This window comes from Acetomicrobium sp. S15 = DSM 107314 (genome assembly GCF_016125955.1).
Taxonomy (GTDB): domain Bacteria; phylum Synergistota; class Synergistia; order Synergistales; family Thermosynergistaceae; genus Thermosynergistes; species Thermosynergistes pyruvativorans.
In genome coordinates, this window is record NZ_JADEVE010000215.1 from 51478 (window position 1) to 77248 (window position 25771).

The following is a 25771-nucleotide window of genomic DNA, read 5'->3' on the forward strand; positions in this document are numbered from 1 at the left end:
TTAGCTGAGGTCTTTTTCTGCCATCATGATGAAGCTATCCAAAGCATCGCGCATGTCGCGCAGGCTTGCCACCCAGGCTTTTAGGTAATCTTCGCCTTCCGGTGTTATCGAGTAAACCCTGCGAGCCGGCCCACCGCTCCCCGGTTCCAGGTGGGATTCGAGCATCCCCATATCCTCAAGGCGACGCAGATATCTGTAGACGACCCCAGGGTCAGGAAGGGCTTTGAGCAATTTGACCGTTTTAATCCTCTCCACGAGCTCGTAACCGTGGACCGGCTCCTTTTTGAGCAGAAGCAAAAGGCATGGAGCCAGAAACCCCTCCAGACGAGGATCTGGGGCGTCACGACAAGAACAACCATGTCTTCCTCCGCACATGACATACCTCTCTTTTTTAAGGGTATAGTAAAATTGTCAGTAGTGATTATAGGTAATTACAACATAATGTCAATAAAACTTAGCGTTTTGTTCTTGATGTGAACCATTGGGTTTGTATTGTCCAGTGCACGCAAAGGTCAATTACTGGTGTATATAATGCACCACGAGATAGTGGGCTGGTTTGCGGTTAAGCGTTTCGCATGACCGTATTCTCGCGACGTGGATGGCCGGTGCAAATAAGGTTATAATCTTACTATGCAAGAATTCTCGAGGGGGCTCAAGCAATATGGATAAAACTCCGAACGATTGCGTTGGACTTGACAGACGACGCAGCGGTTTGCTCCTGCACATATCATCGATTCCCTCAGTCTTCGGGGTTGGGGATTTTGGGCCTGAGGCTCATCGCTTCGTAGACCTATTAGCTGAAACAGGACAGAGCCTGTGGCAGGTATTACCTTTAAACCCCACCGATGGCGGTAGTGATCATTCTCCGTACAGCAGCATATCGGCCTTTGCAGGGAATGCATTCTTTATAAGTCCAGAACTTTTAGCAGAAGACGGACTATTGAAGGGCGAAGAACTGAAGCCCATAGGATACGGCTCCGATGTGGTGGATTACGACAAAGCAGCATATTTAAAGGGACCGCTCTTGGAAAAAGTGTGCCAACGCTTTAGCTGCGATCACGACTTCGAGAGTTTTTGTCAGTCCGAGTCTCAGTGGCTCGATGAGTATGCCCTTTTTGTGGTTTTGAAGAGAAAGTTCAACAGCAGGAGCTGGGTTGAGTGGCCCGATGCGTTTAAATATAGAGACAAAAGGGCCTTGGAAGACCTGCTTGAGAAAGAAGCGGAAGCCATACGGCAGGTCAAGGTGGCACAGTATTTATTCGACCGTCAATGGCAGGCGCTGCGCAAGCGGTGTCAGGACCACGACATAACGGTGATAGGCGATATGCCCATTTACGTCAGCCATGATAGCGCTGACGTGTGGTCTCATCAAGAGCTTTTCGACCTCGACGACAGAGGTTGCCCGCGCTCGGTTGCTGGTGTACCGCCGGATTACTTCAGCAAGACTGGCCAGCGATGGGGAAACCCACTCTATAAATGGAATCTTATGAAGGAGCGTGGATTTAAGTGGTGGCTTTCGCGCTTCGAGCGCAACCTCAAGCTTTTCGATGCCTTGAGAATTGATCACTTTCGCGGTTTTGTAGCTTATTGGGCAGTGCCAGCCGAAGAGGAGACGGCGGTAAATGGGAAGTGGATGAAGGCTTGTCCCTATGACTTTTTTGACACTGTGAGAAGGCATTTCCCCAACGCCGTAGTGATCGCTGAAGATCTCGGCCTGATCACGGATGACGTTAAGGCGGCCATGAGGCATTATGGGTTTCCTGGCATGGCGGTATTGTTGTTTGCCTTCGGCGGAGATGTGGCTCATAATCCTTTTGCGCCGCACAACCATAAAGAAGGGCTATTGCTTTACGCCGGAACGCACGATAACAATACGGTGCGCGGATGGTTTGAGGAGGAAGCCACCGGCGAGGCAATACGCCAATTGGAATCTTATATAGGTCATCAGATCGTTGCGGAGCGCGTGCATTGGGATTTTGTTAGAATGGCTTTATCCTCTGTAGCCAAGTGGGCGATTCTTTCCCCTCAAGACTTGCTTGGGCTTGGATCTGAGGCAAGGATGAATTTCCCAGGCAGGTCAAAAGGGAACTGGAGATGGCGATTGAGGGAGGAATATTTGCAATCTAAGGTTTTTTACATTTTAAGAGAATTGTCCCAGCTCTTTGGGCGAACAGGGTAACCTGCTTGTGGCGATGGGCAGATTGGACTATATTTGTCTTGAGGCGAAGAAAGGGGTGTTCCCATGGACGAGGAGCGTATTCTCACAGAAGTCGGGACTAATGAGTGGCAAGTCGTGGTATTCTTGTTAGGAGATCAGCCATATGCCATCAACGTGGACAAGACCAGAGAAATCCTGCGATGGACCGGCGTGCGTCCTGTGCCCCAGTCCCACCCTGCAATGCTTGGCATAACTACGGTGCGAGGCGAGGTCATACCTCTTGTGGATCTGCGGACGTATCTCGGGATAAAGCCCAATGTTCCCCTCGAACAGAGCAAGGTCATAGTGGCGGAATTCAATCAAATGAAACTGGGCTTTGTGGTGGATGGGGTAGAGCGCATTTACCGCATAAACTCCGAAGAGCTCGACGCCTCGCTCACGGGCGGCTTTTTGGGAGAGGATGCCCTTTACGTTATAAAGAGGGAGGGGCGCAACATTCTGCTTTTGGACTATGAACGGATCGTCCAGATGGTGAATCCTTCGTTAGCCAAGGAGCTTACACCCGATACGGTGCGCCTCAAAGAATCAGGTCAAAGCGTAGTGGATCCTGACCGTTATAAGATCTTGGTGGCCGAAGACTCTCCTTTGATCCGCCGCCTCATTCAAGAGGCGTTGGCTGAGGGAGGTTTCCACAATGTGGAAATGGTGAGCCATGGAAAGGCCGCGTGGGACCGCCTGGCCGATGAGGAAGATCGCTTCGATTTGGTCATTACCGATATAGAGATGCCCAAAATGGACGGTCTCACGCTCACCAAGCGCATAAAGGAGCATCAGCGTCTCAAAGACATACCTGTAGTAGTGTTCTCCTCGATCATGGCAGACGACATAAAGCGCAAAGCTGTAAGCGCCGGCGCCGATGGACAGATTACAAAGCCGGAGATCAATAGCCTCGTTGAGCTGGTATGTAAATTATTGAACGAAAAGAGGAGTGGACGATAGATGGGAGTGCTTCCTTACTGGGATAGGGCGCTCGAGCTCGAAGTAGCTTCGTGGCTGCCCTATGGTTTGGACTATAGCCCGGTTTCGGCTCTGAGCTTGTATGGCAAAGATCTTCAGTCAATTGCCAGCTCCGCATTGGAACTCAACAGTGAGCTGTTATGTATCCACAGCCCATCGTCAGGCGATGGCGGGCTTTTCTTCAGGGATAGACTCGTAGACCCCGCCAAGAGCAGAAGCATAATCTTCGGTTTTCTCATGATATTTTCTTTCTCTCAAGAGATGGAAAAGGCCCTTCAGCGCATAATGCAGGGTGTAGATGACGTAGAAGTCGGCCTTTTGCTCTGCAGCATCTGGGATAGAGAGATGCTCGTAGACGAGTGCAAGACGATTGCCGTGGTTAGCAGCGATCCGTTCTTTGACGAAGAGAGTTTTTTTGAGGTCTTGAAAGATGCGCTCCTCGAGGCGAGGAACGGAGATCGAGGAGTTTTGACTTATTATGCTGAAAAATTTGGCTACAGACGTTTTTCCATACCATATGAGACGGAAAATGTGACGCAAATGTTCATCTCTCAAATCCTCTTCGATTTTGAATTTGAAGAAACGCGGCGCGTCGTGGGACCTTCGCCGGAACTTTCATTCCCGCCTTTATTGCTCCTTTGAGTTTCGGACTAAGATTTCAGGTTAAATCTTTGTAGGAGGTGCTGTTGTGGATCTCAGCAGAGAAAAGGCATGGCAATTGCTTGTGTCTCACAATAAAGAAGATGCCCATTTGAAACACGCTCTCGCTGTTGAGGCGGCCATGAGACATTTCGCTCGCCGCGCCGGCGAAGACGAGGAGCTTTGGGGGATAGTAGGACTGCTTCACGATTTAGATTACGAGGAGTTCCCGACTATAGAAGAACATACTCGAAAGGCAGTCGTCTGGCTCGAAGAAGAAGGCTACCCACCTGAGGTGATAAGGGCTGTTCAGGCTCACGGTTGGGATATAAACGGCGTGGAGCCTCGATCGCTCATGGAAAAGACCATTTACGCGCTGGACGAGCTCACCGGTTTTGTCATCGCCGTCGCCTTGGTGCGTCCCAGCAAGTCACTGAACGACCTCGAGGTCAAATCCGTCAAAAAGAAGTGGAAAGACAAGGCCTTCGCCCGAGGTGTGGATCGCGCTGTGATCGAAAAGGGTGCGGAATTATTGGGCGAGCCCCTCGATACGTTGATCCAGGAAGTGATAAATGCCCTAAGACCTATAGAGAAGGAACTCGGTTTGGGTTAAGGGGGAGAGGAAGTAGCTCGTCATGCGGATGCTGGTCACCGGGGACTGGCATGTGGGGGCTCGCACGTGGGGCATAGACAGGCTCGATGAAGCGCGCGAAGGCCTAAGGCAAGTTTGTTGCTTAGCTGAAGCTTTTTGTGTAGAGTGCATTGTAGTGCTTGGCGATGTCTTCGATCATTTTCGTTATCCTGGTGAAGATGCGGTGACGTTGGTCGCTTCGTCCTTGAGGCGCCTTTTGGACCAGCCGCAGCACCCAATGGTTTTGCTACTAAAGGGCAACCACGACTGGAGCGGCATAAAAGTATGGGAGATCCTCGAAGGGGAAAGCCGCCTCAAAATCGTAAACCAACCCACGAGCATCAATCTCGGTCCTTACAGGCTATTGCTCATGCCATATCTCAGATTGCATCAACTGCCACCCGAAGGCATTATAAAGTTGTTGGAAGACGCGTGGGCACAATCTTCACCACAGGGAATCCCCATAGCCATGGCGCATCTTGCCATAGAGGGGAGCGCGCCGGCTGACTTTGAGGTTACGCTTCCCATCGACGGCCTTATGGGGCTTGGCGTAGAGACAGCTGTTTGCGGTCATATCCACAGGCATGGTGATATACCTTTAAAAGCCAAGACGTTTAAGGCATTCTATTGCGGTCCGCTCTTTCGTTTGGACTTTGCAGAGGAAGGCAAACCGTTGGGCTGTTTTTTGATCGAGGAAGGGTCTCTGCGGGCTCTAAGGCTGGAAGGGAGACCGCTGAAGACGCTCAAGTATGCCGATGAAAATGAAGCTATGATCAAGCTTGAATCGGACTTGAACCGTCTTTCCTCCGATGCCTTCGTGCGCGTCGCTCTTCAAGGGGCGAGCCTCAACGATGCACAACTCTTCGAGCGCTTCAGGGCTTTGGAGCGGGGAGGGCAAATCGTCACCGTCTTTGCCATCCGACCTCAGAGGGAAGGAGAAGACGACTCTCTGTATGAATTGAACGTAAACGAGCTGTGGAAGCGCTACGTAGGTGAAATGGAGCAAGACGACGTATTGAGGGATATGCTTTGCGAGGCCGGCATTTCTCTTTTACATGGCGATGACCCCTCGACGATCTGGGAGAGATTGAGCAGCATCGGGAGGATGCGGCAATGAGGCTGATCGATCTCCATGTGCGCGACATATTGGGTCTTAAATCTGCTTCTTTATCCTTTGAACCAGGGGCCGTAGCTATAGTTGGCCCCAATGGCGCTGGCAAGAGTTCCATCCTCGATGCCTTGTTATTGGCGCTATTCGGCGAGTCAACCCCTGTGAGGCCGGTAAAACACGGCGAACTCGTGAGAGTCGGTTCAAGCCGTGGCGAGGTAGCGTGTCTCTTCGAAGCTAAGGGCCTCTGTTACAGGGTTCGCCGAGCTTTCGGCAAAGAGCGCCGCCAGGAGGCATTTCTCGAGCGCCAAGAGGGCGAAGAGTGGCTACCGATTGCGTCAACTGTCCGAGAGGTGAATCTTCAGATAGCCAAAGTGCTGAATCCATGGGATAGGACGCTCTCGGAAAACGACGTCAAGAGACTTAAGGAGGCTTTTTTATCCACGGCCTTCATACCTCAAGGGCTCGTAACGCGTATTGTGGACTCAACCCCTACAGAGCGATGGCAGGTGCTTTCTGCTGTCCTCGGCCTGGAAGCTGAAGAAGCGCTTCAAGAGGGGGCAAAAGAATTAGGGCGCATCGCCTCCGCGAGCGAAGCCTCGATCAAAGGGAAAATAGAGGCGCTTCGGCACGAACTTGAAGCTTTGCCCGAAGAAGAAAAATTACTTTCGAGGCTCCTGAATTTGGAGAAGAAAATAGGCGAGCGAAAAGAGCGCCTCCAGGGCTTGAGGGTCGCCTTAGAGGCCAGAAGGAAGCTCGATGACCTCGTACTTCGCGAAAGGAGCGCGCAGTTAAGCCTCAAAGAGGCCGAAATGCGGCAGGCTAAGCTGCAGAGGCGGCTTCGTATGGCTCAGGCTTCTTCTGCTCTCTCTCAGCTCAGAGAGGCAGCTTCAAAATTCGGATCCTCCAAGTCTGAACTTCGCTGTCGCGAGATTAAACTTAAAGAAATCGAAAACAGGCTTTTTCGCCTTGAAGAACAACGCGACGAATTGCGCAAGGCTTACACAGAGGCTCAGGCTGCAAGGAAAGTGATAGAACCCTTGGCGTCGCGTGTCGATCTCGCAATGGAAGCTCGCAGGCTCTTGGATAGGGCAAAGGAGATGAGCGCTCGCACTGCAGGGCTATCTCAGAAAATCGACGGGCTAATTTGCGAGCGAGAAAAAGCCGAGCTTAAACTCTTGTCGGCCAGACGCCAGGAGCTTGAGAGGACGTTCAACCAGATACTGGAAGAGCATCGTAAATACGGCAGAGAGCTAGCCGAGGCCGTTTCGAGTGTGCGCTGTTCCCTCCTGGCATGGCTTTCGTTTCTCGCACCTGACGGCGTTCTGTACGTCGAAGAGATAAAAAAGAGGCTGAACGTCGCCGAATTGGCGCGCACGCTCGAAGCCTCTGGATTGCAGCGTGCATTGTCCAAGTGGGCTTCGCTCAAGCAGCGCTGCTACGACTCGCTATTTCGAGGACAGAGAGTGCGTCAGGAGCTCATGTCGCTTCCTGCGCCCGACAGCGAAGAGCAAGTAGAAGAGCAAGCTGAAGTCTTAGAGAAACGAATAGGTGAGTTGCGCTCAATAGAACAAAAAATGACAGGGCAGCTTGCCCTGTGTGTTGAGGAAAGCGATAGGATCGAAAGGAACCTGAAGGCGTTTCCTGAAGATCTGGCGGATGAGGAAAAAATTGATTTGATCATCGAGGCGGCACGCGCGAGAGAGAAGCTCTTGGTGCAGATCGATGAGATAAGAGATCGCGGAGAGAGGGTCAACGAAGGGATACGCCCGCTTGAGAGAGAGGCGGAGCGAGAGCGCCTGGAGATCAGCGCCCTAAAGGGGAGAATGGCACAGGAGCTCGACGACCTACGGCGCTCCTCTTCGGAGTGGAGGAAATTGCAGAGCCTCAACAAGTGGACGGTGGAAGAGCTAAGGAGCGCCGTCGTCGAATCTTTTCCGCCGGTCGAAGCGAGCGAAGTCTTAAAAGTTAGAGCAGAATATGAAGGGGCTCTTCGCGCTCTCGAGGCTGCGAAGGAAGAATTAAAGCAATTTTTAAGTGGTTTGCCGAGCGAGCCCCCATCTCGTGAGGTTTTAGAAGCGGCAATAGCTGACGAAGACAAGGCCTTCGAATCTGTTGTAGGTCAGCTTTCAACCGAGCGCTCGGCGTTAGAACATCGAAGATACCTTGAAAAGAGCCTTAAAGCGGCGAGAGATGAACACCGTGCCCTTGAGTTGCCGCTAAGGGCGGCGACCAAGCTGGTCAAGCTCACCCAGGGCAGGGGTTTCATTCAGTATGTGAGCAATCGAATTACGGCGGAGATATTGGTTTGGGTTAACGAGCAGCTATCGGACAAGCCGTGGCGTTTGTTTTCGAGAGATGGTGTCATTGGGGTGATTCAGGGTGGTGAAGAACGCCCCGCATCGGGCCTTTCTGGCGGCGAGCGCTCATTAGTGGCATTGCTCATGTTGCGTTGTCTTGCGATGAGGCTTGGTTTTCAGGGCGTCCTCTTTATAGACGAAGGATTAGCCATGCTTGACGACGCACACCTTGAGCAGATGGTGGACGTTTTAAATGCGATGGGGCAGAGGGCCTTTGTGGGAGTGATAACCCATGAGCCCGATGTAGCTGCGGCTTTTCCGCGCCGCTGGGAGGTCGACGACGGGAGGGTGTCACTAAGATGAATGAAAATGCCTTTGATCCAGCTGCGTGGGCCCGCCTTGAAGGACCTTCGCCCATGCCGGGAGTGGAAGAGAGAACAGAAGATAGGTTCCCTGCTTGGTGGGACGATATGGCATCGGCTCAGATAGGGGTGGTGGGCTCTCCTAACTCGACGGAACGGATGAGTGCAGACATCTTGATGGATAAGACAAAAGAATCTCTCGTCGGAGAATGGATTGCGATCCCCTTTGTGCAAGATGGCGTCGATACGCTGACCGTGGGTCAGATTATGTCGGTGGAGATGCGAAACGACCTGCTCGAGGGAACCACGGCGCGCTCGGTCGTGTCGCGCCTCGGCAAAGTACCTGCCTCAGCCTCTGAGGATCTCTACAGGGCAGAAATCCAAGTCACGGCCACGTTTGCCAGGTCTCCTAAGGAACACGGCAGAGTGGTGCTTCCGTCGATGATGGGCACAGTTCCTCCTTCGGGAACTCCAGTCTGTTTGGTCGATAATACCTTCATAGAACGGCTCTTCGCTGAGCAGACCGATGACCTCTTCTTCCTCGGCACAGCCTACAGCGGCGCTAAGGGAAGGCGAATACTCCTTCCCACGTGGGTGCGCCACTTTCGCTCAGGTGAGGGCGGGGCTGGAGATACGTATCACATGGGTATATTCGGGAAGACCGGCTCGGGCAAGTCGGTCCTGGCCAAGTTGCTCCTGCTCGGCTTTGCCCGCCATCCTGAGACATCCGTCTTCATCTTGGATCCTCAGGGGGAGTTCTCTCGCGATGCCTGGAATTTGCCTTCCAGCGATGAGGGCTTTCGTCTGAAATGGGGTGAAGTGGTAGAGAAAGGCTTCGGAAAGAGATTGGTCTTGGTTCCCCTGCGGAACCTGGTCTTGGACAGTTGGGATCTCTTCAAAGACGTGATCGGCCAGGCTGTCCTCTTTCAATGGCTCGGATATCCGCGCGGGGAGAAACGCGCGTTAGCTGCCGAGTTGCTGAGCATTTCATTACAAAAGGCAGGTTTTACTTTAAACAGGTTAGCGAGCCGAGAGGCCTTCGACGAGGTCGGCAAGGCCGTGTGCGATGAGAATTTTGTGAAGCGCATCTACGTGTCCGACTCGGCTACCGCTAAGTTGCAGCAGGCTGTGGGGTACTGGGAAGTGCCATCTATAAAGGAAGACCTGTGGAGGGCGTGGAGCTCTATGGCCTCTCTCTTCGATGACAAGAGACCTGGCACCGTGAGCGTCTCGACCTTGGTCGAAGAGGCGGTAACCAGTGGCAAAGTGGTGGTTGTAAACCTGTCGAGGGAAGGGCTTGAGGCCGGTACATCCATCGCCGCCGGAAGCCGCAATATATTGTGGAACGAAGAGATCCAAGGCATGCTCATATTGCGCCTGTTGTCGTCGCTCAGAGAGCGCGGAGAGATTGCCTACTTGAAAAGAGAGCGGCTGAATACGATGGTAGTTCTCGACGAGGCCCATCGTTTCATACCGAGAGGGACGCTCGACGGGCAGAAGGAAGCGATACGCGATCTTTTGGTGGAGGCAAGCCGCGAGACGCGCAAATACGGTATAGGGTGGCTTTTGGTGAGCCAAACGCTCGCGAGCCTTCATCCAGAGGTCGTTTCTCAACTCAGAGTGCTCTTGGTCGGCTACGGCCTGAACAGCGGCAGCGAGCTTCAAGCTCTGAGGGAGTTATCTGGGGGTGATCAGCGCGCCATATCCATCTACCAGCGTTTTCCAGATCCGCACGCTGCGCTTGAACCTTCATCCAGAGAATACAACTTTATGCTTTTGGGCCCCATTTCGCCTTTGGCCTTCTCGGGTCAGCCCCTTTTCTTGTCCGCCTTTGCAGATCCGCACTCCTTCCTCTTCGCAAATGGCCTTGGGGGTAGGTCGGGTGAATCTGCTTAAGGGATACCAAGAGGCTGTCCAAGCCGTTTTGGCTTCTCAAAGAGAGTTGAACGATCGTTCAAGGGCGTTGGCCGGCTCACTCGGTGCTCGTTTGAGAGAGACATCGCAGAGGCTGAAGGATATGGGTTGCTTTCTTCCCCTTCCGCCGCCGTCGAACGACGAACTTTGGGCCGTAGACGGGGCATATGCCGCGACCAGGAGGCTCGGCGATGCAGTGGCTATAGTTGCAGTGGCAGCCGCGTCTGAGAAAGGTGCTCCATTGGCCGCTGGCGAAGTTCATCTCATCCCCCATACGCCGGAGTCGGAATTTCTCTTGCGCGCGCGGATGATTATGCTCGAGCTTTTGGCGGCCGTCGAGCTCGTGAAGACGAAAGGTTGCTCCGTTTTTTTAGATGGCTCCTTCGGGAGTGGCCTCGTGATGGTCAATCAAGCCCTTCGCATGAGTTCCAGAGTAGACCAGTCGCTTTGGCAAATCATAGAGAGCTTAGTCGAGTCGTGGGCTGAAGCCTTAGAGCTCGTAGCGTTTGAGGAATTACCGGCGGTGGCGCTGCCTAAGCTAACAAGCGGTTACCGCATAGCTCCGCGCATAGGGCTCGATCTGCCGATGAGCGACAGAGCCTTGCTTTCGATGTTGCTGCCGCCAGGCACGTGGACATCAGAGGCGCGCTTATACGCCGCTTTGGGCGTAGAAACAGAGGAAAAGGGGCGGTTTCGCTTTGAGGGGCCCTTAGATGAGACGCTCAAAAGGAGGTTAGAGCGAGTTGCATCGGCTCTGCAAAACAAGGTTGAAAATGCTTACGTGCGCTTGCATGAACCGGCGTCTGTGGCGCTGGCCGTAGAGTATTGCTACAGTGCCAAGGAGGCGGTGGCCTTGCTTCACGGAGCCATGCCATCCCCAAGATTGCAAGAGCCACTCTTGCTCGTAGCTGCGGACGAGGCGGCCAAAAGTCTGTGCAGTTTGCTTCAGCACTTACCTCAAGGCCAGGAATTGTGGCAGATTCCTTACCGATCCTATCGATGAGGACTATTTCAAAGTTAGGAGGATGCAATATGCGAGATTATAGGGATATAACCCTGTGGAAAGATGCAAAGGAGGAAGATTGGAACGATTGGAGGTGGCAGCTCGCCAACAGAATAACTACAGTAAAAGAACTGCGTCAGATAGTCCCTTTGAGCGATGAAGAGGCTTCCACTATAGAACAGAGCCTCGCCCGCCTTAGAATGGCCATAACTCCATATTATGCCTCTCTCATGGACACTTCCGACTCGACATGTCCAATACGCTTGCAGGCCATTCCTACGCTGCTGGAGACCCACATTTCAGCTGCCGATCTGCACGATCCTCTGCATGAGGATGTCGACTCGCCCACACCTGGCCTTACACATCGCTATCCGGACAGGGTCCTGTTGTTGGTCACGGATCAATGTTCGATGTATTGCCGCCACTGCACGCGCCGCCGCCACGCCGGCGAAACCGATAAGGCATTCCCTAAGGACAAGATAGAACGCTGCATAGAATATGTCAGCCAGACGCCGTCAGTGAGAGATGTGTTGGTCTCAGGCGGTGACCCGTTGACACTGGATGACGAACTTCTTGAATGGATCCTCTCCGAGCTGAGAGATATCCCTCATGTGGAGATTATAAGAATAGGCTCTCGCATGCCGGTCGTCTGCCCTCAAAGGATCACAGAAAAGCTGTGCGCAATGCTAAAAAAATATCACCCTTTATGGTTCAATACGCACTTTAACCATCCCAAAGAGATCACCGAAGAGTCGAAGAGAGCCTGTGCAATGCTCGCCGATGCCGGGATTCCCCTGGGAAATCAGTCAGTGCTTTTGAGAGGAGTAAACGATTCCCCCTATATTTTTAGGGAGCTCAATCAGCAGCTTTTGAGGCTCAGGGTGCGGCCCTATTACATATACCAGTGCGACCTCTCCGAGGGGATTGAGCACTTCAGGACATCGGTCGGCAAAGGGATAGAGATCATGGAATATCTCCGCGGTCACACATCTGGCATGGCCGTGCCCACGTTCATCGTCGACGCTCCAGGCGGAGGGGGCAAAATTCCCGTCATGCCGAATTATGTGATATCTCGTTCGGACAGGAAGGTCATATTGAGGAATTACGAGGGCGTCATCGTCGCATATTCCGAACCGGAAAATGCGATGAGCCATACCGAGAGACTGTATCACCATGAAGAATACGAAAAGCGTCAGAAGGCCTTTTCGAGAGAGGGATTAGCTCAACTCTTCGACGGACAGAGGCTATCTATAGAGCCGGCAGATCTATCCAGAAGAAATCGCTCTAAGCTGCGGAAGGACAGGTAATAAAGGGGGATCATGCGGTGGAGCCCTTTATCTCTCAAGATGAAATGATAACGCTTCTCTCCGACTTAGTGCACATTTATTCCCCCTACTTTCGCGAAGAGGGCGCAGTAGAATATGCTTATGCTTGGCTTAAGAAAAATAACCTTCCAGCCGAATTACATCATTTCAGTGAAGACAAAATTACGCACTTTCGCGGCGCAAACGTCATAGGAAGGCTCTCCGGCGATAAAGATGGCCCTACTGTGCTCCTCAACGGGCACCTCGACACCGTAGAGATCTGCGATGGTTGGACGAAAGATCCCTTGGGGGCTGAACTGATAGGAGACAGGATGTACGGTGTTGGAGTTTTGGACATGAAGGCAGGGTGCGCAGCCATACTTTTAGCCCTTCGGGCATTCGCCAGAAACACGAAGAGGTTTTGCGGCTCCGTTGTATACACCTTGGTATCGGATGAAGAGGGTCCGTATGGTTTGGGCACAGATGCCCTGATCCGCGATGGGCTAACTGACGGTATAGATGTAGCTATAGTGCTTGAACCGAGCAGCGCCTTCACCGATAGCGCCTTCCCCACCCTCTGTTTGGGCGCCAGGGGCGGATGGAAATACACGGTAACCGTGAAGGGGAAAGCCTCCCACGGCGCCACTCCTGAAAAGGGCATAAATGCTGTCAGCGAAGCGGCAAAGATAGTCTTGGAGATAGAAAAAAGCGAACTCCGTGGGCACGAAAGACTGGGACCGGGGAGCATCTGTGTGCTCGAATTCCACGGTGGCGGCTATCCGTTGTCGGTTCCGGACGTGGCGTCTTTTTCTGTGTTCAGGCATACCACCCTGGGAGAGACGAAAGATGACATAAAAAGAGAAGTAGAGAAAGCGATAGCCAGAGCTGAGATAAAAGCAGAAGCTTTTATGGCCTTTAGAGAAGCCCCCAATGAGGGCTGTGACGGATTCGAGGCCTATATCGTGCCGACTGATGATCCGTATGCTGTGTCGTTTAAAGAAAGCGCATTCTCGGTGACGGGCAAGCCCGTCTCTATTTCTTACTTCAACAGCCTGGGCGATTTCAACTACTTGGCTAGCCGCGCTAAATTGCCTACGTTAATCTTTGGTCCGTCGGGCAGCAATTATCATTCGCCGGACGAATACGTAGAGGTCGAGAGCGCCCTTCAAACTGCCAACATCCTGTATCATTTCCTATGTAGCGTTCTCTGCGGACAAGAAGAGAGGACAAAAAGAGAGAGGAGGGGTTAAAAGATGGGAATGTTACACGCTATAGATGTGGTAATAATAGCGATCTATTTTCTTTGTCTTATAGCTATAGGTTATTATGTCATGATATCCAAGAAAACAACTGGAGAAACGGAGTCATTCTTGGCAGCCGACAGAAACATGGGCATCATCAGGACGACTGGCTCCTGCGCGGCTACGGATATAGGGGGCGGCTTTAGCATAGCGATGGGCGGTTTGGGTTTTTCGTTGGGCTTTTCTGGGTCGTGGCTCATGGCGGTATCAGCCATCAGCGCTGTCTTGGCCGCGTTTTTGATGGTTCCCAAGGTAAAGCGATGGGCCGATCGAGTCAAGGGTCTCACCACAGGTGATTTGTTTGCTGCGCGCTTCGATAGTCGAACCGGCCTAATGGCTGCTATCCTTGTGGGTCTTTCCTGGTTCACCTTCGTAGGCGGCCAAGTCATAGCGGGCGCTAAGCTCGTTTCCGGCGTTCTCGGTCTGCCCGTTACGCTTACCATCGTAGTAGCGGGTGCGGTAATTTTGACGTACACCGCTATGGGCGGCCTGAAGGCCGTCATGTCGACGGATGTCCTTCAAGTTATAACCCTCCTCGTTGGTATTATTCTGATCGCTGTACCCATCGGTTTTTTTAGAGTGGGAGGGATCAACGGTTTAGTGGAAAAATTATCAGCTTCTCCTGAAAGCGCGATGCTTTTGGATTGGGGAGCTGTAAGTTGGAAAGAGGCAGTAGGGTGGTTTTTGTCCATATTTCCGGTATGGTTCATATCCATCGCCACGGTACAACGGGTTATAGCAGCTAAGGATGAAAGAACGGCAAAGTTGGGGGTTTTCCTGACGGGCTTTCCTATAGAATGGCCGCTCTTTGCCATAGGCACGACGACGTTGATCGGCATGTTTGCAAGGGCCCTATTGCCCGACCTCGCCGATCCTGAATTCGCTACGCCGGCTCTGATAACTGCCATCTTACCTGTTGGCCTTACTGGTTTGGTCGTGGCGGCTTATATAGCGGCTGTGCTCTCCACCGCTGACTCTTGTCTCGTGGGCTCCGTGGCCATATTCGTAAACGATATATATTGGAAGCTCGTAAATCCCAGCGCCAGCGATAGGGAATTGATCAAAGCAAGCAGGATTGCCACGATAGTGTTGGGTATTTTGGCGATTGGCTTGGCTTATATGGTTCCGCGCATTATCGAGTTAGTTCTTTATGCTTACACCTTTGGGGCAGCTGGCCTCTTTTTCCCTATGCTCGCGTTACTCTTTTGGAAGAGGGCTACTGCAGCTGGAGCTTTCTGGAGTATATTGCTTGGTGGCGGGTCTGCGGTCCTTTGGACGATCGCTGGACAACCTTACGGCCTTTCGGGATCGTACGCTGGTTGGATAGTATCGTTTGTGACGCTGGTTGTTGTCTCTCTTAAAACCGACCATGTTCCCGAAGAACAGCTAGAGCTCTTCTTTTCGAGGGAATAAGGAATAAAGTAGGGACTTTTGCCGAGGCCTCTTGTTGCATTGTTCGATAAAATCTTTAAAAAAGTGGAGGCTGGGGGTGTTACTCATGGCAATTAGAGTCATTTTGGCTGACGATCACCCTCTCACCAGAGAGGGGCTCAGGTCATATCTTGAGCATGAAAGCGATATTCAGCTCGTCGGAGAAGCTGCAGACGGTATAGCCGCTTGGAATTTGATCGAGCGCGAGCTGCCGGATGTGGCCCTTTTGGATATTCGCATGCCCGGGGAAGACGGCATTTCCCTAGCGAGAAAAGTTAGAGAAAGGAAGTTGCCGGTAGCTGTATTGATGCTCACCACTTACGATGCCCAACAGTATGTGCTCGCCGCGCTCAGAGCTGGAGCAAAGGGGTACGTACTTAAGACCGCTACCCCTGACGATCTCATTCAGGCAATCCGCACGGTGGCATCCGGCGGTGTCTACTTGGATCGGGAGGTATCTTCGTCCGTCAAGGCAGTAGATTTTATGCCGGAGTCTCTGTCGCCGAGAGAGCAAGAAGTGCTGCTTTTGGCCGGAAGAGGATTATCGAGCAAAGAGGTAGCATCGCAGCTCATCATCAGCGAGCGCACTGTTCAGACCCACCTTGCTTCCATATATGACAAGTTGGGAGCGAGGAACAAAACCGAGGCACTCCTTCTGGCCTTAAAATATGGCGTCGTCACGTTGGAGGACTTACTCGAGTGAAAAGGCACCTTCTGGTGGTCCTGACGCTTGCCATTGTCCTTCCTCCTTTTGCCATCCTGATCATCGCCGGTGCCGGTTTAATGGCACATGAGCGAGCCATGAGGGAAGTGGCTCACTCCTACGTCCTCGACTTGGGGCAATCGGTAGCTGATCGCCTGACTTCTGGGCGCGCCATGAACCGTTTGTTTATGATGCCAAACGTGGGCATGATGAGCCCTTTTCGATGGGGACTTTCGCTACCCGGCTGGGTAGCAATAGTTAATGACGAAGGGCAAGTGCTTTTGTCGTCGTCCGGTGTAGATGTGGACCTTCCGAGGGGATGGAGAAGTGCGATACCTTTGGGTGAGGCTGTTGAACTCAAGAGCAGAAAGGGAGACACTTTCACCATAGCTGCCATACCAATGAGCGAATCGGGACTCTATGTAATAGCTGCCGTATCCTGGGCCCAGCTTTTGGGCCCTATGTTGCGCTTTTCAAGGCTATGGCCGGTGTTAGTGGCCATAACTGGCCTGGCAGGTATATTGGCTGTCTTATTGCTCTGGCGTAGGCTAATAGCACCGCTCAGAGCATTGGAGACAGAGGTAGGAAGTCTGCGGTGGGGATGGGATTTACCCAAAGAAGATGACCCGCGGTCTATATACGAGCTTCAAAGACTTAGACAAGTGCTTCACCAGCTTGCTCAATCTGCGATAGAGAGAATGGAACTCACTCGTCGCTATGTGACGGACTTGGTACGCGTCCAAGAAGAGGAACAGGAGAGGGTTGCCAGAGAGATTCACGATGGTCCGTTGCAGGGCGTAACTGCACTCATGCAGCAGATAAGACTTGCCGTGAGGTCTACTTCAGAGGCTGAGCTGAAAACTCACTTAGCTATAGCTGAAAAGGAAGCAGATATAACGGTGCGCGAATTGCGGGCCCTTTGCGATTCACTTTCGCCACCATGGCTCGACTTAGGCTTGAAAGAAGCGCTGGCAGAGTTGGCAAACAGACTCTCTCGTTCTCTTGGCCTCGAGATATCGGTAGAAATGACAGAAGGTTGCGATTTCCCGAGGGAGACGGTGTTAGCCCTGTTTCGCGTAGCGCAGGAGGCTATCAACAACGCCGCTCGTCATGGCCGCGCTAAGCACGTCTTGGTAAGGGGTTCCATTGAGGATGACGAATTAGTTATGGAGGTTTCAGACGATGGCTGCGGGTTCAATCTCACAGACGATGTAGAATTGCTGAGGGTTAAAGGGCACAGAGGGATGGCCAACATGAAAGAACGCATTGCGCTAATCGGAGGTAGATTTTACGTCAAGTCGCATCCCAACAAAGGGACGAGCGTTATCTGTCGCATACCTTTGGCGCGCAATGCCTCCTAATAATGTAGATAAGGATTGTGCCTTTTTTGTGGAAACCAAAAGGTTCATTTATGCTTGATGCGGAAGTGCCCGCCCCATACATTTCTGACGTCGGAAATAAATATGAAGCCGTATTGCGACGCCACATCAGCCACCGCGTCTACCTCCTGTCTCTTGCATACGATTTTCAGGATATAGCGAGGTCCTGCTCTTCCTTCTCCGCGTAATACGGTCGTGCCAAAGCCAGCACGCCGCAGGAGCTCTGCTGCTTCCAATGCCTGTGGTGTCCCGTCAGCAATCACCTCCACTAGCGCATAACCGGATACGAGGCGTTCCTCGAGCAGAGACCCTATAAAGTTTCCCGTGGCAAAACCTCCGGCGTACGCTATGACCTGCCACGGGCTATTTATACCGCCCTGCAACACCTTAGAGAGGGCTACAAGGTACACGCTCACCTCGCAAAAACCGATAGATGCAGCTTTTAACCTCTTGCCCTTAACTAAAAGGAGGAGCCTTAAAGTGCTCAACGATACATCGAGGACTCTGGCACAGAAGATGAAAAGCAGACCGAGGAGATTCATAGAACTTGCCTCCTACTGGCATTATGAGAAACCTTGTGTTATTTTACAACTCGGGCGGTATTTTTTTAGCCTTATAGGGAAAGGGGCATCGGAAAATGAAACGAGGCGCAATGTTTTGGCTTGGATTCTGTTCTGCGTTTGCACTCTTAGCGGTGGGGTTTTTCCTGTTGGGAGAACGCCACGTGGAAATAAATCCTGCTGAGGTCTTGCCACGAACGACAGAGGAAAATGTCCGACTTATATTTATAGCGGAAGAGGGAGATATTCCCGTTCCGTTGGTAGAATTGTTTCAGAGAATACCGTGGAGGCTCCATTTTCCAGCAGGTCGCACTTTTATAAGTCCTCAAGAAGCGCGAGCCATAGGCGGTCTGTTTTTAGGGTCCAATCAGGCAGCTTTGCTGTCTATCGCGCAGCCTGAATCTCATCTATACGCCGCTTTCGAGCTAAAAGATAACGAGGGTAAAAAGGACTTACCGAAGACAATACAGACCCTTTTGCCAGAAGCGAACCTCAACACGATCGAGAGAGGTGGCTTGTGGTCTTTGGAATTTGAAAATAGCGACGAGCCCCTTTGGCTTCGTTCACATAAGGGGTTACTGCTTTTGTCGTCCAGCAGAGAAGGCTTGGATCTAATGATTCGAGCTGCTAACGATCCAGGAAAGCGCTTGGAGTTGCCCTGGGACAATGGAAGCCACGTCCTTTTGCGCGACCCGGGCGATCTTGCTCTTATACTCGGCTCAGGGGAGAAGTCTCCGCTTGAGCTGCGCGTCGACTGGCAGGTAAAAGAGGAAGAGTTGCGGCTTGCTTGGCATGCTCAAGGTTTATTAAGACTCTTTTCTCCTTCTGACAGAGAAATCTTGAGCCCATTCCGATGGAAGGGGAGATTCTATCGGCCGGAACCGGTTATTCTGAAGTTGGGCCTTAAGCTCTCTCGCCTTCCAATCAAAGGAGGAGCTATAGAGCGATTGGGCGAGCTTTTAGACTTTTCCCTCGATGAGCTTGAATCTTTTCTTGAGGGACCATGTCTTGTAATTATAGGTGGCAGGGCTGAGGTCTTCAGGGTTCCATTGACAGGGGTACTGGTTCAGTTGCCTGGCCGAGGCAGAGTGGCCGCGCGCGCTGTTGAAGCCGTCTGGGAGCTATTGGGACCGATGGGGGCAAATCGCACTTCTGTGGAGGGTTTTCCCGTGGGTGGCGCCACATCCTTTCCCTTCACTGTGGTGGCTGCGGCAAATGATGAATTGGCTATCTTCGGCGTGAGCCATGTGGGTTCGCTGGAAGAGGCAGAAGACTTGGCTTTGGAGCCGGGCATCTTGTGGCTCGAGGTTGACTTCCCGGCACTCGCCAAGACATGGAGTCAAGCAGAAGAGCTTCGCGACATTGTAGGAACTGAAATAGAATCAGGAGAATTTGCAGATCTGCGGCAGTGGATGGAGAAGGCAGGACGCCTCTCCTTGGTTTTAAATTCCATCGAAGAAGGCCACCTCGAGTGGCAAATTTCAACCGGAGGAAATAGCGATGTCCGTTAACGTTTTGAAAGTTTTGGAAGAGCGCGGTCTCTTAGAATGGTGTAGCGATCCGCAAGGGCTTGGCGAGCTTTTTGATAGCCAGATGGTAACCGGATATATAGGCTTTGACCCCACTGCAGACAGCCTGCATGTGGGGCACCTCATACCTATAATGGGTTTGGCTTGGCTCCAGCGCCTTGGACACAAGCCTATTGCCATTGCCGGTGGGGGTACCGGTCTAATAGGTGATCCTTCAGGGAAAAAGAGCGAGCGCCCTCTCCTTTCTCTGGAAGACGTAGAGCGAAACATAGCCTCCATTCAAGGACAACTTGCGCGTTTTTTGGATTTCGAGTGCGGTAAAAACTCGGCCCTCATGATCAATAATTACGACTGGTTGGGCCAACTCAAGCTCTTGGAATTTCTGCGCGATGTCGGCAAGCACTTCACGATTAATTACATGATATCCAGAGAATACGTTAAAAGTCGTTTAGAAGACCCTGAGCGCTCGATCTCCTACACTGAATTTTCTTATATGCTCTTGCAGGCTTATGATTTTTATCACCTCTGCAAAAATTATGACTGCAGGCTTCAGATGGGCGGAAATGACCAGCAGGGCAACATCATCGCAGGCATAGAGCTTATACGCAAGAAGATCGGCGTTACTGCTTACGGAATAACTTATCCGCTCTTGCTTTCGTCTTCCGGTGAAAAATTTGGCAAAAGCGAAGGAGGAGCGGTGTGGCTTTCTTCTGAGCGCACGACTCCCTATCGCTTTTACCAGTTTTGGGTAAATACCGATGACAGAGATGTGGAAAGGCTGCTTAAAATTTATACGTTTTTGCCGCTCGAAGATATAGAGGAAGTGATAAGCGCGCATCGTGAGCATCCAGAAGACAGAAAGGCTCAGAAACTCCTCGCCATGGAGGTTACGTCTACCGTCCATGGAGCGCAGGCCTCTGTTACAGCTAAGAGGGTAAGCGAAATACTCTTCGGCGGAGATTACGACATCAGTGATTTGACGGACGATGTACTCATTATGCTGTCTCAAGAAATACCCTCAGGAGTGGTAAATAGCCCACTTCCGATAGCTGTGATAGATTTGATGGCAGAGAGCGGGGCCGTCCTTAGCAAAGGGGAGGCGCGCAGGCTGATCCGAGGTGGCGGACTCTACATCAATGGCGAGAGGGTAACGGAAGAATCCGCACAGGTGGACGAGAGGGACTTTATTTCCGGAAAATTCCTATTGCTCCGTTTGGGAAAGAAGCGCTTTTTCATGGTGAGACGATCCACTTGACGTTAAAATATACCCAATATGGTATATACACCCGTAATTTTTGCATGGAGGTGGAGTGTGAGTGAGCAAAAGGGTAGTGATCATCGGTGGAGTGGCATGTGGCGGCAAGGTCGCATCCAGACTCAGGAGGCTCGAGCCGGAGACGGAGATATTGATGTTAGAGAAGGGAGAACACATAAGCTACGCAGCCTGCGGACTTCCGTTTTACGTGGGAGGCACGGTAAGCGACTACAAGGATTTGATTAATACGTCTATAGGGGTAATGCGCGACGCCAGTTATTTCAAGGCTGTTAAGAATGTCAATATCTTAACGTCTCATATGGTTACCTCGATAAATAAAGAACTCAAAAATGTGGAAGCTACGGATCTTTGCACGGGCGAGCGCAAACTTTTCTCCTACGATTATTTAGTAATAGCCACAGGCGCCTCTCCCATCATACCGCCAATCCCTGGCAATCAATTAGAAGGTATCTTCAAATTGTGGACGCTTGACGATGCTATAAAACTGAGGTCTGCTATCGACAGAGGCCACGTCAAAAGAGCCGCAATTGTCGGCGGTGGGCTCGTCGGACTGGAGGCCGCGGAGGCCATGGCGACGAGAGGAATTGAAACAGCAGTCGTAGACCTCTTGGGATGGCCTTTGCCTGCGATGCTGGACGAAGAATTCGGGGCAAAATTGAAAGGCCTTATGGCCTCCAAAGGCGTGATGTTTTACGGCGGCGAGAAGGTGACAGAAATAGTAGGGAATGGATGCGAGGTAGTAGCCCTTCGCACTGACAAGAGAGAAATGGCCGTCGAAGCGGTACTCTTGGCCGTGGGTGTTAAGCCCAACGCGCATTTGGCGACTGAAACCGGTTTAGAAGTAGGACAAAAAGGTGGCATATTGGTAGATGAGCACATGCGGACCAGCAACCCTTACATCTACGCGGGAGGAGATGTAGTGGAGACGCGACACATTATAACGAACGAGCTCACATACCAGCCTATGGGTTCGTCAGCCAACCGCCAAGGTCGTGTTATAGCAGATAATATAGCTGGAATTCCGTCGGTGTTTAAAGGCGTTGTCGGCACAGCTATAATGCGCTTTTTCGATTTTACTGTGGCTCGAACTGGATTGAGCGAACATGCCGCAAAGGGCGCGGGTTTTGACCCTGTGAGTATCATAATAGTAGACCCCGACAAACCTCATTTTATGCCTGGTTCTGCTTGGATATTGGCAAGGGTTGTAGCCGACAGGTGCACCAGAAGGCTTTTGGGCGCCCAATTCTTAGGCCCTGGTCAAGTGGATAAGCGTCTCGATGCCTTTGTAGCGGCTGTGACAGGAAAGCTTACCGTTGACGACTTGGCAGATGCGGATTTTGGCTATGCACCTCCTTATTCTACGGCTCTCGATCCGCTCACCCATGCTGCCAATGCCTTGCGCAACAAGATGGACTGGATGTTAGTCTCATATTCGCCTTCGGAGTTCAAGCGTAAACTGGATTCTGACGGCGAAGATGTCCTGTTGTTAGATGTAAGGACACCAGCGGAGGTGAAGGAGCAAGGGCGCTTACCTTATGAAAATCAGGTAAACATCCCCTTGGGTCAGCTTAGAGATAGAACAAACGAGCTGCCTGCAGATAAAGAAATAGTGACCTTTTGCAAAGTCTCCGTCCGTGGGTGGGATGCCTATAACATCTTAAGGGGAAAAGGATTTAAGCGCGTCGCCATGCTCGAGGGTGGCATAGTAGGATGGCCTTACGAAATAGATAAGCCATAGACATGTCAGCGCCAATGTTGTTGGATAGGAGATGAGGCTTAAGTGCGCGAGGTCGTCTGGTTCATAAACGGCTGGATTGTGCCGTGGGAACGCAGAGTGCTTTTGGCCATGGCTCAGGGCCTATCAGCCAAAGGAGTGACGCTTCGCACCTTGGGCCTAAAAGGCACCTCGAAGGAGTGGGGGGATATTTCCTTCGCCAATTGGCATTTCCTTACAGGCTTTGAAAAACTCAAGTGGCTTTTATATGAGGGAAAGTTATGGCATTTGTGGGGCGATCCGCCGAGGTGGTGGCCTTTCGTGCGCCTGCGGACGAGGGTGATTCACACTCAACTGGAAGTTGCCTCGCGATGGACAGGCATGCCGACGGTCTGTGCACCGAACTTCGGTGACGCAGGAGAGGTGCAACTTTTGCCCGCCTTTGACGGCCGCTCTCTGTGGAATGCCACGGGATCCCTTTTCAGGATTGAAGGAAGCATGCCTTTGGTTATTGTGGCCGAAGGGCCAAAGCTACCCCAAGAACTTCTTGATGCGCTTTGCGGTTGGGAGGGGTCTTTGTGTTTTTTGGGACGTGCAAGTCCTCCGCCCAAATCTCAGCGCCTCCCGCTCGATGATTCCGTCTATGTCCTTTGGCGAGAACGCGGTGGTTTTCTTCTTTTGCCTACATCTACACCCGCGCTGAGCTGGCTTGCTGCGCAAGCGTCTCTTCTTGGCGTACCTACGATAGCAGCTCCATCTTTTTGGCTGGACGAGATTTTAGGATGCGATGGTTATATAATTGCCGGAGGAAACGAAAGCCCTGCGTGCGAGCAGTGGCAAGAAGCTATTAAACGAGCTGTTGACGTCGGAGGAAGCGTCGCTGGCCACGCCAGACGTCACGTAGAGGCGCGCTTTTCTCCTGAAGTTGCTGCGAATAGACTGCTTGAGCTTTACTTGGACAGCACAGGTGGGAAACGATGAGTTTAAATGCCTTGGTTTTAGAAGGATTGAGAGGAGTTTTGAAGCCTACGTGGCGGGCCAACGCGGCGGTAGCACTCTTGAGTTCGCTCGTGAAGGCAGTCGGCCCCCGCAGGGACGTGGCAGACAACAACCTTAAAATGATTTTCCCACAGCTGACTTCAGGCCAGAGACGCAGCCTGATTAATGCCTCATACAAGCATTTGGTTTGGTCGATAGTGGAGTTTCTCTGTCTGGTAGATGAGCCCGAACTGGCGCTTCGCTGGGTAGTTGATGTAAATGGCGAGGAATACTTAGAGGCATACAAAAGACAAGGGAAGGGCATAGTTATACTTACCGGTCACATTGGTAACTGGGAGCTTTTAGCAGCTTGGCTTGTTTGCCGAGGGTATCCCTTGGTCGCCATAGTTCGCAAGCCTGACGACAGTGGAGTGGCGGATTTGCTGGATAGATACCGTGCCAGGCTCGGCATTGATGCTATACCTAAGGGGAAGTTTCTCATGCGGCAGGCTGTTCATAAGATTCGAGAAGGGGCGTTTGTCGGTTTTTTGGCCGATCAAGCTGGCAGCGAAAACGAACCTAAGCTGCCGTTTATGGGAAAATTATGCTACACTGTAGGTGGACCGGCTGCGCTGAGTTTATTGACTGGCGCTCAAATAGTGCCAGTCGTGGCGTATCGCTTAAAGCCATTTCGCCATAAAGTGATTGTTGGTGCTCCGCTGACACCGCGTCGCGATTTGCCGCGCAATCAAGCTATCAACGTCATGACGGAACGAGCCAATGCCATCCTTGAGGGTATGATATTAAGACATCCGGAACAATGGCTTTGGTTCCATAGGCGTTGGCGACTGAAAGAGACTTCTAACGTCGATTTGTAGAGGCAGATATATCTTGTCTTCGGTCGAATTATAAATTAAACTTAACACAGGAGGGGGTGAGACCTGTGGCTGTTGTCTTTGAACTTATGTCGAAGGGCAATGTAGCTCGTCTTCCGGACGATATGGAAATAGACGGACTGCCGAAAGATATGCCCTCCTTAGTGGTTTTATTAATGCCTTATAATCGAGCTCTGGTGGGGACTGAGATGTTCGGTTTCCACGAGAAATGGATATGGGGGAAGTTAGGGGATAGGGAATGGAGCGAGATCGTTTTATACGACGAGCGATCTCACACATTCAGACTGGACACCTTTGGCATCGTAACAATAGGGGCTGAAGGGGTTACACAGCTACGGCGCCACCTCCTGGCACAATTATCGCCCCCAGGCGATCACCTCTCTACATTGGTCCTTTTAAGTGATCTGTTGAAGCGAAACGCCATTATTCTTCCTACGCCTCCGTCCTCGTGGAACCAGACATGGAGCCTTGTCGAAAGAGACAGGGCACTGCTTTTGGCCTATTGGGGTTTGAGATGGGCTCTGACCTGGGATTTGCAGGATATGGTGCGAAGGTTGAAGTTGTGGATCCTTAAGGCAAAAGACGCATTTGACGAAGGGACTCGCATGCCGCGGATCTGGTTTTCGATTACGGGCGAACCCAGCGAAGCGGCGCTTTCCGATTGGGGAAATCTGGGGTTTGGGCGAGAACACCTCAGGCATCTCGAGGCCGAAGGTTCCAATCCCACTGTAATTCGCATAAGCGGCGGATATTTTTTGCAATACTGGCAACACCACCGAAGGACACGAGATCCACTCGTTTATCGCGTATGGCTGTATCTTCCTACTCCCCTTTGGGAGGAGTTGAGAGACCACTACCTCCTCTCGCTCACAGAGGTAATCCAGGCCTCATGGGGGTATCTCGAGGCGGTTGATGCGGAAAAACAGATGTCGCTCTATAGTAAAGAGAAAGATCCGTCTCGCAGTTGTGCCTCGGTTTAGAAGAGGGATTTTCTACCATTATCTAGGTCAAAATATCAAAAGTAGAGCATGGTGGTGAAGCTATGGCAGAGAGGAACGTAACCGTCAAGAACCCACACGGCCTTCACGCAAGGCCGGCAGCTTTATTCGTTCAAAAGGCTTCTTCTTTTTCTTCCTCCTCCATTACCGTCGTCAAGGACGGTCAGGAGGTCGATGCCAAAAGCATCCTTGCCATATTGAGCTTGGGAGTAGAACCGGGTACCACGATAACCATCAGGGCAGATGGCGATAACGCAGAGAAGGCCATAGCCGAGCTCGCAGCGATATGCGAGGATACCTCCATATGAGAGGCGTACATGGGATTCGAAGTATACAAGAATGTGAGCGAAAAATACTTGACAGACTTGTAATAGATCTGTAATATAGCTTTTGCTGCAGGGGCGGCAAAAGTGCACATTGACAAGTTCATAGTTTGCAGGAAGGAACAAATAAGCAAGTATAGGACCATTCTCATGGAGAGTTTGATCCTGGCTCAGGACGAACGCTGGCGGCGTGCCTAACACATGCAAGTCGAGCGGTCTCGCCTATAGCAAAAGTCCTTCGGGCTTC

At 51.8% G+C, this 25771-nt stretch carries 22 protein-coding genes and 1 rRNA gene; 21 read left to right on the plus strand and 2 right to left on the minus strand.

The genetic code is table 11. The features are described 5' to 3' along the window. On the minus strand, nt 1–375 hold the full coding sequence (locus EZM41_RS06095; RefSeq protein ID WP_198470239.1) for a PadR family transcriptional regulator: 375 nt from the start codon (nt 373–375) through the stop codon (nt 1–3). A gap of 286 nt (nt 376–661) precedes the next feature. Between EZM41_RS06095 and malQ the strand changes: the two genes are divergently transcribed. The 13 genes from malQ (at nt 662) to EZM41_RS06160 (ending at nt 17232) form a co-directional block, all read left to right on the plus strand. Next, entirely contained in the window at nt 662–2179 is a 1518-nt protein-coding gene (gene malQ / locus EZM41_RS06100) for a 4-alpha-glucanotransferase (RefSeq protein ID WP_198470240.1), read from the plus strand. A gap of 63 nt (nt 2180–2242) precedes the next feature. Then, complete coding sequence (locus tag EZM41_RS06105; protein ID WP_198470241.1) at nt 2243–3157, plus strand: chemotaxis protein CheV; 915 nt, start codon at nt 2243–2245, stop codon at nt 3155–3157. After that, the gene (locus EZM41_RS06110; protein ID WP_198470242.1) at nt 3158–3817 is read left to right on the plus strand and encodes a hypothetical protein; all 660 of its coding nucleotides are present in this window, start codon (nt 3158–3160) and stop codon (nt 3815–3817) included. It begins immediately after the preceding gene. 46 nt (nt 3818–3863) lie between these two features. Beyond that, nucleotides 3864–4427, plus strand: coding sequence for an HDIG domain-containing metalloprotein (locus EZM41_RS06115; protein WP_198470243.1), 564 nt, complete (start codon nt 3864–3866; stop codon nt 4425–4427). A 22-nt stretch (nt 4428–4449) separates the two neighbouring features. Next, nucleotides 4450–5562, plus strand: coding sequence for a metallophosphoesterase family protein (locus tag EZM41_RS06120; RefSeq protein ID WP_198470244.1), 1113 nt, complete (start codon nt 4450–4452; stop codon nt 5560–5562). Continuing rightward, nucleotides 5559–8216 (plus strand): AAA family ATPase, encoded by a 2658-nt coding sequence (locus EZM41_RS06125; RefSeq protein WP_198470245.1) that lies wholly within the window; start codon nt 5559–5561, stop codon nt 8214–8216. The genes EZM41_RS06120 and EZM41_RS06125 overlap by 4 nt, the downstream gene beginning before the upstream one ends. Further along, nucleotides 8213–10111, plus strand: a complete 1899-nt coding sequence (locus tag EZM41_RS06130; RefSeq protein WP_198470246.1) for an ATP-binding protein — start codon at nt 8213–8215, stop codon at nt 10109–10111. The genes EZM41_RS06125 and EZM41_RS06130 overlap by 4 nt, the downstream gene beginning before the upstream one ends. Continuing rightward, the gene (locus EZM41_RS06135; RefSeq protein ID WP_198470247.1) at nt 10098–11132 is read left to right on the plus strand and encodes a hypothetical protein; all 1035 of its coding nucleotides are present in this window, start codon (nt 10098–10100) and stop codon (nt 11130–11132) included. Before EZM41_RS06130 ends, EZM41_RS06135 begins: the two co-directional genes overlap by 14 nt. A 29-nt stretch (nt 11133–11161) precedes the next feature. Then, entirely contained in the window at nt 11162–12439 is a 1278-nt protein-coding gene (kamA, locus tag EZM41_RS06140; RefSeq protein WP_198470248.1) for a lysine 2,3-aminomutase, read from the plus strand. Nucleotides 12440–12456: 17 nt separating this feature from the next. Further along, nucleotides 12457–13686: a M20 family metallopeptidase gene (locus EZM41_RS06145; RefSeq protein ID WP_342449250.1), complete on the plus strand. Its 1230-nt coding sequence runs from the start codon at nt 12457–12459 to the stop codon at nt 13684–13686. Nucleotides 13687–13689: 3 nt separating this feature from the next. Beyond that, nucleotides 13690–15150 carry a sodium:solute symporter family protein gene (locus EZM41_RS06150; RefSeq protein WP_198470249.1) on the plus strand — a complete coding sequence of 487 codons (1461 nt, stop codon included), beginning with the start codon at nt 13690–13692 and terminating at the stop codon, nt 15148–15150. An 85-nt stretch (nt 15151–15235) separates the two neighbouring features. After that, nucleotides 15236–15871: a response regulator transcription factor gene (locus EZM41_RS06155; RefSeq protein WP_198470250.1), complete on the plus strand. Its 636-nt coding sequence runs from the start codon at nt 15236–15238 to the stop codon at nt 15869–15871. Then, nucleotides 15868–17232, plus strand: coding sequence for an ATP-binding protein (locus EZM41_RS06160; RefSeq protein ID WP_198470251.1), 1365 nt, complete (start codon nt 15868–15870; stop codon nt 17230–17232). The genes EZM41_RS06155 and EZM41_RS06160 overlap by 4 nt, the downstream gene beginning before the upstream one ends. A 44-nt stretch (nt 17233–17276) precedes the next feature. Here the strand turns inward: EZM41_RS06160 and EZM41_RS06165 are convergent, their stop codons facing one another. After that, on the minus strand, nt 17277–17792 hold the full coding sequence (locus EZM41_RS06165) for a DUF2179 domain-containing protein (RefSeq protein ID WP_198470252.1): 516 nt from the start codon (nt 17790–17792) through the stop codon (nt 17277–17279). A gap of 95 nt (nt 17793–17887) precedes the next feature. On the opposite strand from EZM41_RS06165, the gene EZM41_RS06170 reads away from it, so the two are divergent. From EZM41_RS06170 to EZM41_RS06205, 8 genes are all read left to right on the plus strand, one after another. Beyond that, nucleotides 17888–19321, plus strand: a complete 1434-nt coding sequence (locus EZM41_RS06170; RefSeq protein WP_198470253.1) for a hypothetical protein — start codon at nt 17888–17890, stop codon at nt 19319–19321. Then, a complete protein-coding gene (gene tyrS, locus EZM41_RS06175) occupies nt 19311–20594 on the plus strand; it encodes a tyrosine--tRNA ligase (RefSeq protein WP_198470254.1) in 1284 nt (427 codons plus the stop codon). The genes EZM41_RS06170 and tyrS overlap by 11 nt, the downstream gene beginning before the upstream one ends. A gap of 61 nt (nt 20595–20655) precedes the next feature. Then, nucleotides 20656–22353 (plus strand): FAD-dependent oxidoreductase, encoded by a 1698-nt coding sequence (locus tag EZM41_RS06180; RefSeq protein ID WP_198470255.1) that lies wholly within the window; start codon nt 20656–20658, stop codon nt 22351–22353. Between the two features lie 42 nt (nt 22354–22395). Next, nucleotides 22396–23310, plus strand: coding sequence for a glycosyltransferase (locus EZM41_RS06185; RefSeq protein WP_198470256.1), 915 nt, complete (start codon nt 22396–22398; stop codon nt 23308–23310). Continuing rightward, nucleotides 23307–24185 (plus strand): lysophospholipid acyltransferase family protein, encoded by an 879-nt coding sequence (locus EZM41_RS06190; RefSeq protein ID WP_198470257.1) that lies wholly within the window; start codon nt 23307–23309, stop codon nt 24183–24185. The genes EZM41_RS06185 and EZM41_RS06190 overlap by 4 nt, the downstream gene beginning before the upstream one ends. A 65-nt stretch (nt 24186–24250) precedes the next feature. Further along, nucleotides 24251–25183, plus strand: a complete 933-nt coding sequence (locus tag EZM41_RS06195) for a hypothetical protein (RefSeq protein ID WP_198470258.1) — start codon at nt 24251–24253, stop codon at nt 25181–25183. 62 nt (nt 25184–25245) lie between these two features. After that, a complete protein-coding gene (locus tag EZM41_RS06200) occupies nt 25246–25509 on the plus strand; it encodes an HPr family phosphocarrier protein (RefSeq protein WP_198470259.1) in 264 nt (87 codons plus the stop codon). 162 nt (nt 25510–25671) lie between these two features. Continuing rightward, nucleotides 25672–25771 (plus strand): 16S ribosomal RNA (locus tag EZM41_RS06205); the annotation flags it as partial.

Coding starts and splice junctions, on each gene's coding strand:
- EZM41_RS06095 (WP_198470239.1), bottom strand. CDS start 375: ATGTGCGGAGGAAGACATGGTTGTTCTTGTCGTGACGCCCCAGATCCT.
- malQ (WP_198470240.1), top strand. CDS start 662: ATGGATAAAACTCCGAACGATTGCGTTGGACTTGACAGACGACGCAGC.
- EZM41_RS06105 (WP_198470241.1), top strand. CDS start 2,243: ATGGACGAGGAGCGTATTCTCACAGAAGTCGGGACTAATGAGTGGCAA.
- EZM41_RS06110 (WP_198470242.1), top strand. CDS start 3,158: ATGGGAGTGCTTCCTTACTGGGATAGGGCGCTCGAGCTCGAAGTAGCT.
- EZM41_RS06120 (WP_198470244.1), top strand. CDS start 4,450: ATGCGGATGCTGGTCACCGGGGACTGGCATGTGGGGGCTCGCACGTGG.
- EZM41_RS06125 (WP_198470245.1), top strand. CDS start 5,559: ATGAGGCTGATCGATCTCCATGTGCGCGACATATTGGGTCTTAAATCT.
- EZM41_RS06130 (WP_198470246.1), top strand. CDS start 8,213: ATGAATGAAAATGCCTTTGATCCAGCTGCGTGGGCCCGCCTTGAAGGA.
- kamA (WP_198470248.1), top strand. CDS start 11,162: ATGCGAGATTATAGGGATATAACCCTGTGGAAAGATGCAAAGGAGGAA.
- EZM41_RS06150 (WP_198470249.1), top strand. CDS start 13,690: ATGGGAATGTTACACGCTATAGATGTGGTAATAATAGCGATCTATTTT.
- EZM41_RS06155 (WP_198470250.1), top strand. CDS start 15,236: ATGGCAATTAGAGTCATTTTGGCTGACGATCACCCTCTCACCAGAGAG.
- EZM41_RS06165 (WP_198470252.1), bottom strand. CDS start 17,792: ATGAATCTCCTCGGTCTGCTTTTCATCTTCTGTGCCAGAGTCCTCGAT.
- EZM41_RS06170 (WP_198470253.1), top strand. CDS start 17,888: ATGAAACGAGGCGCAATGTTTTGGCTTGGATTCTGTTCTGCGTTTGCA.
- tyrS (WP_198470254.1), top strand. CDS start 19,311: ATGTCCGTTAACGTTTTGAAAGTTTTGGAAGAGCGCGGTCTCTTAGAA.
- EZM41_RS06190 (WP_198470257.1), top strand. CDS start 23,307: ATGAGTTTAAATGCCTTGGTTTTAGAAGGATTGAGAGGAGTTTTGAAG.
- EZM41_RS06200 (WP_198470259.1), top strand. CDS start 25,246: ATGGCAGAGAGGAACGTAACCGTCAAGAACCCACACGGCCTTCACGCA.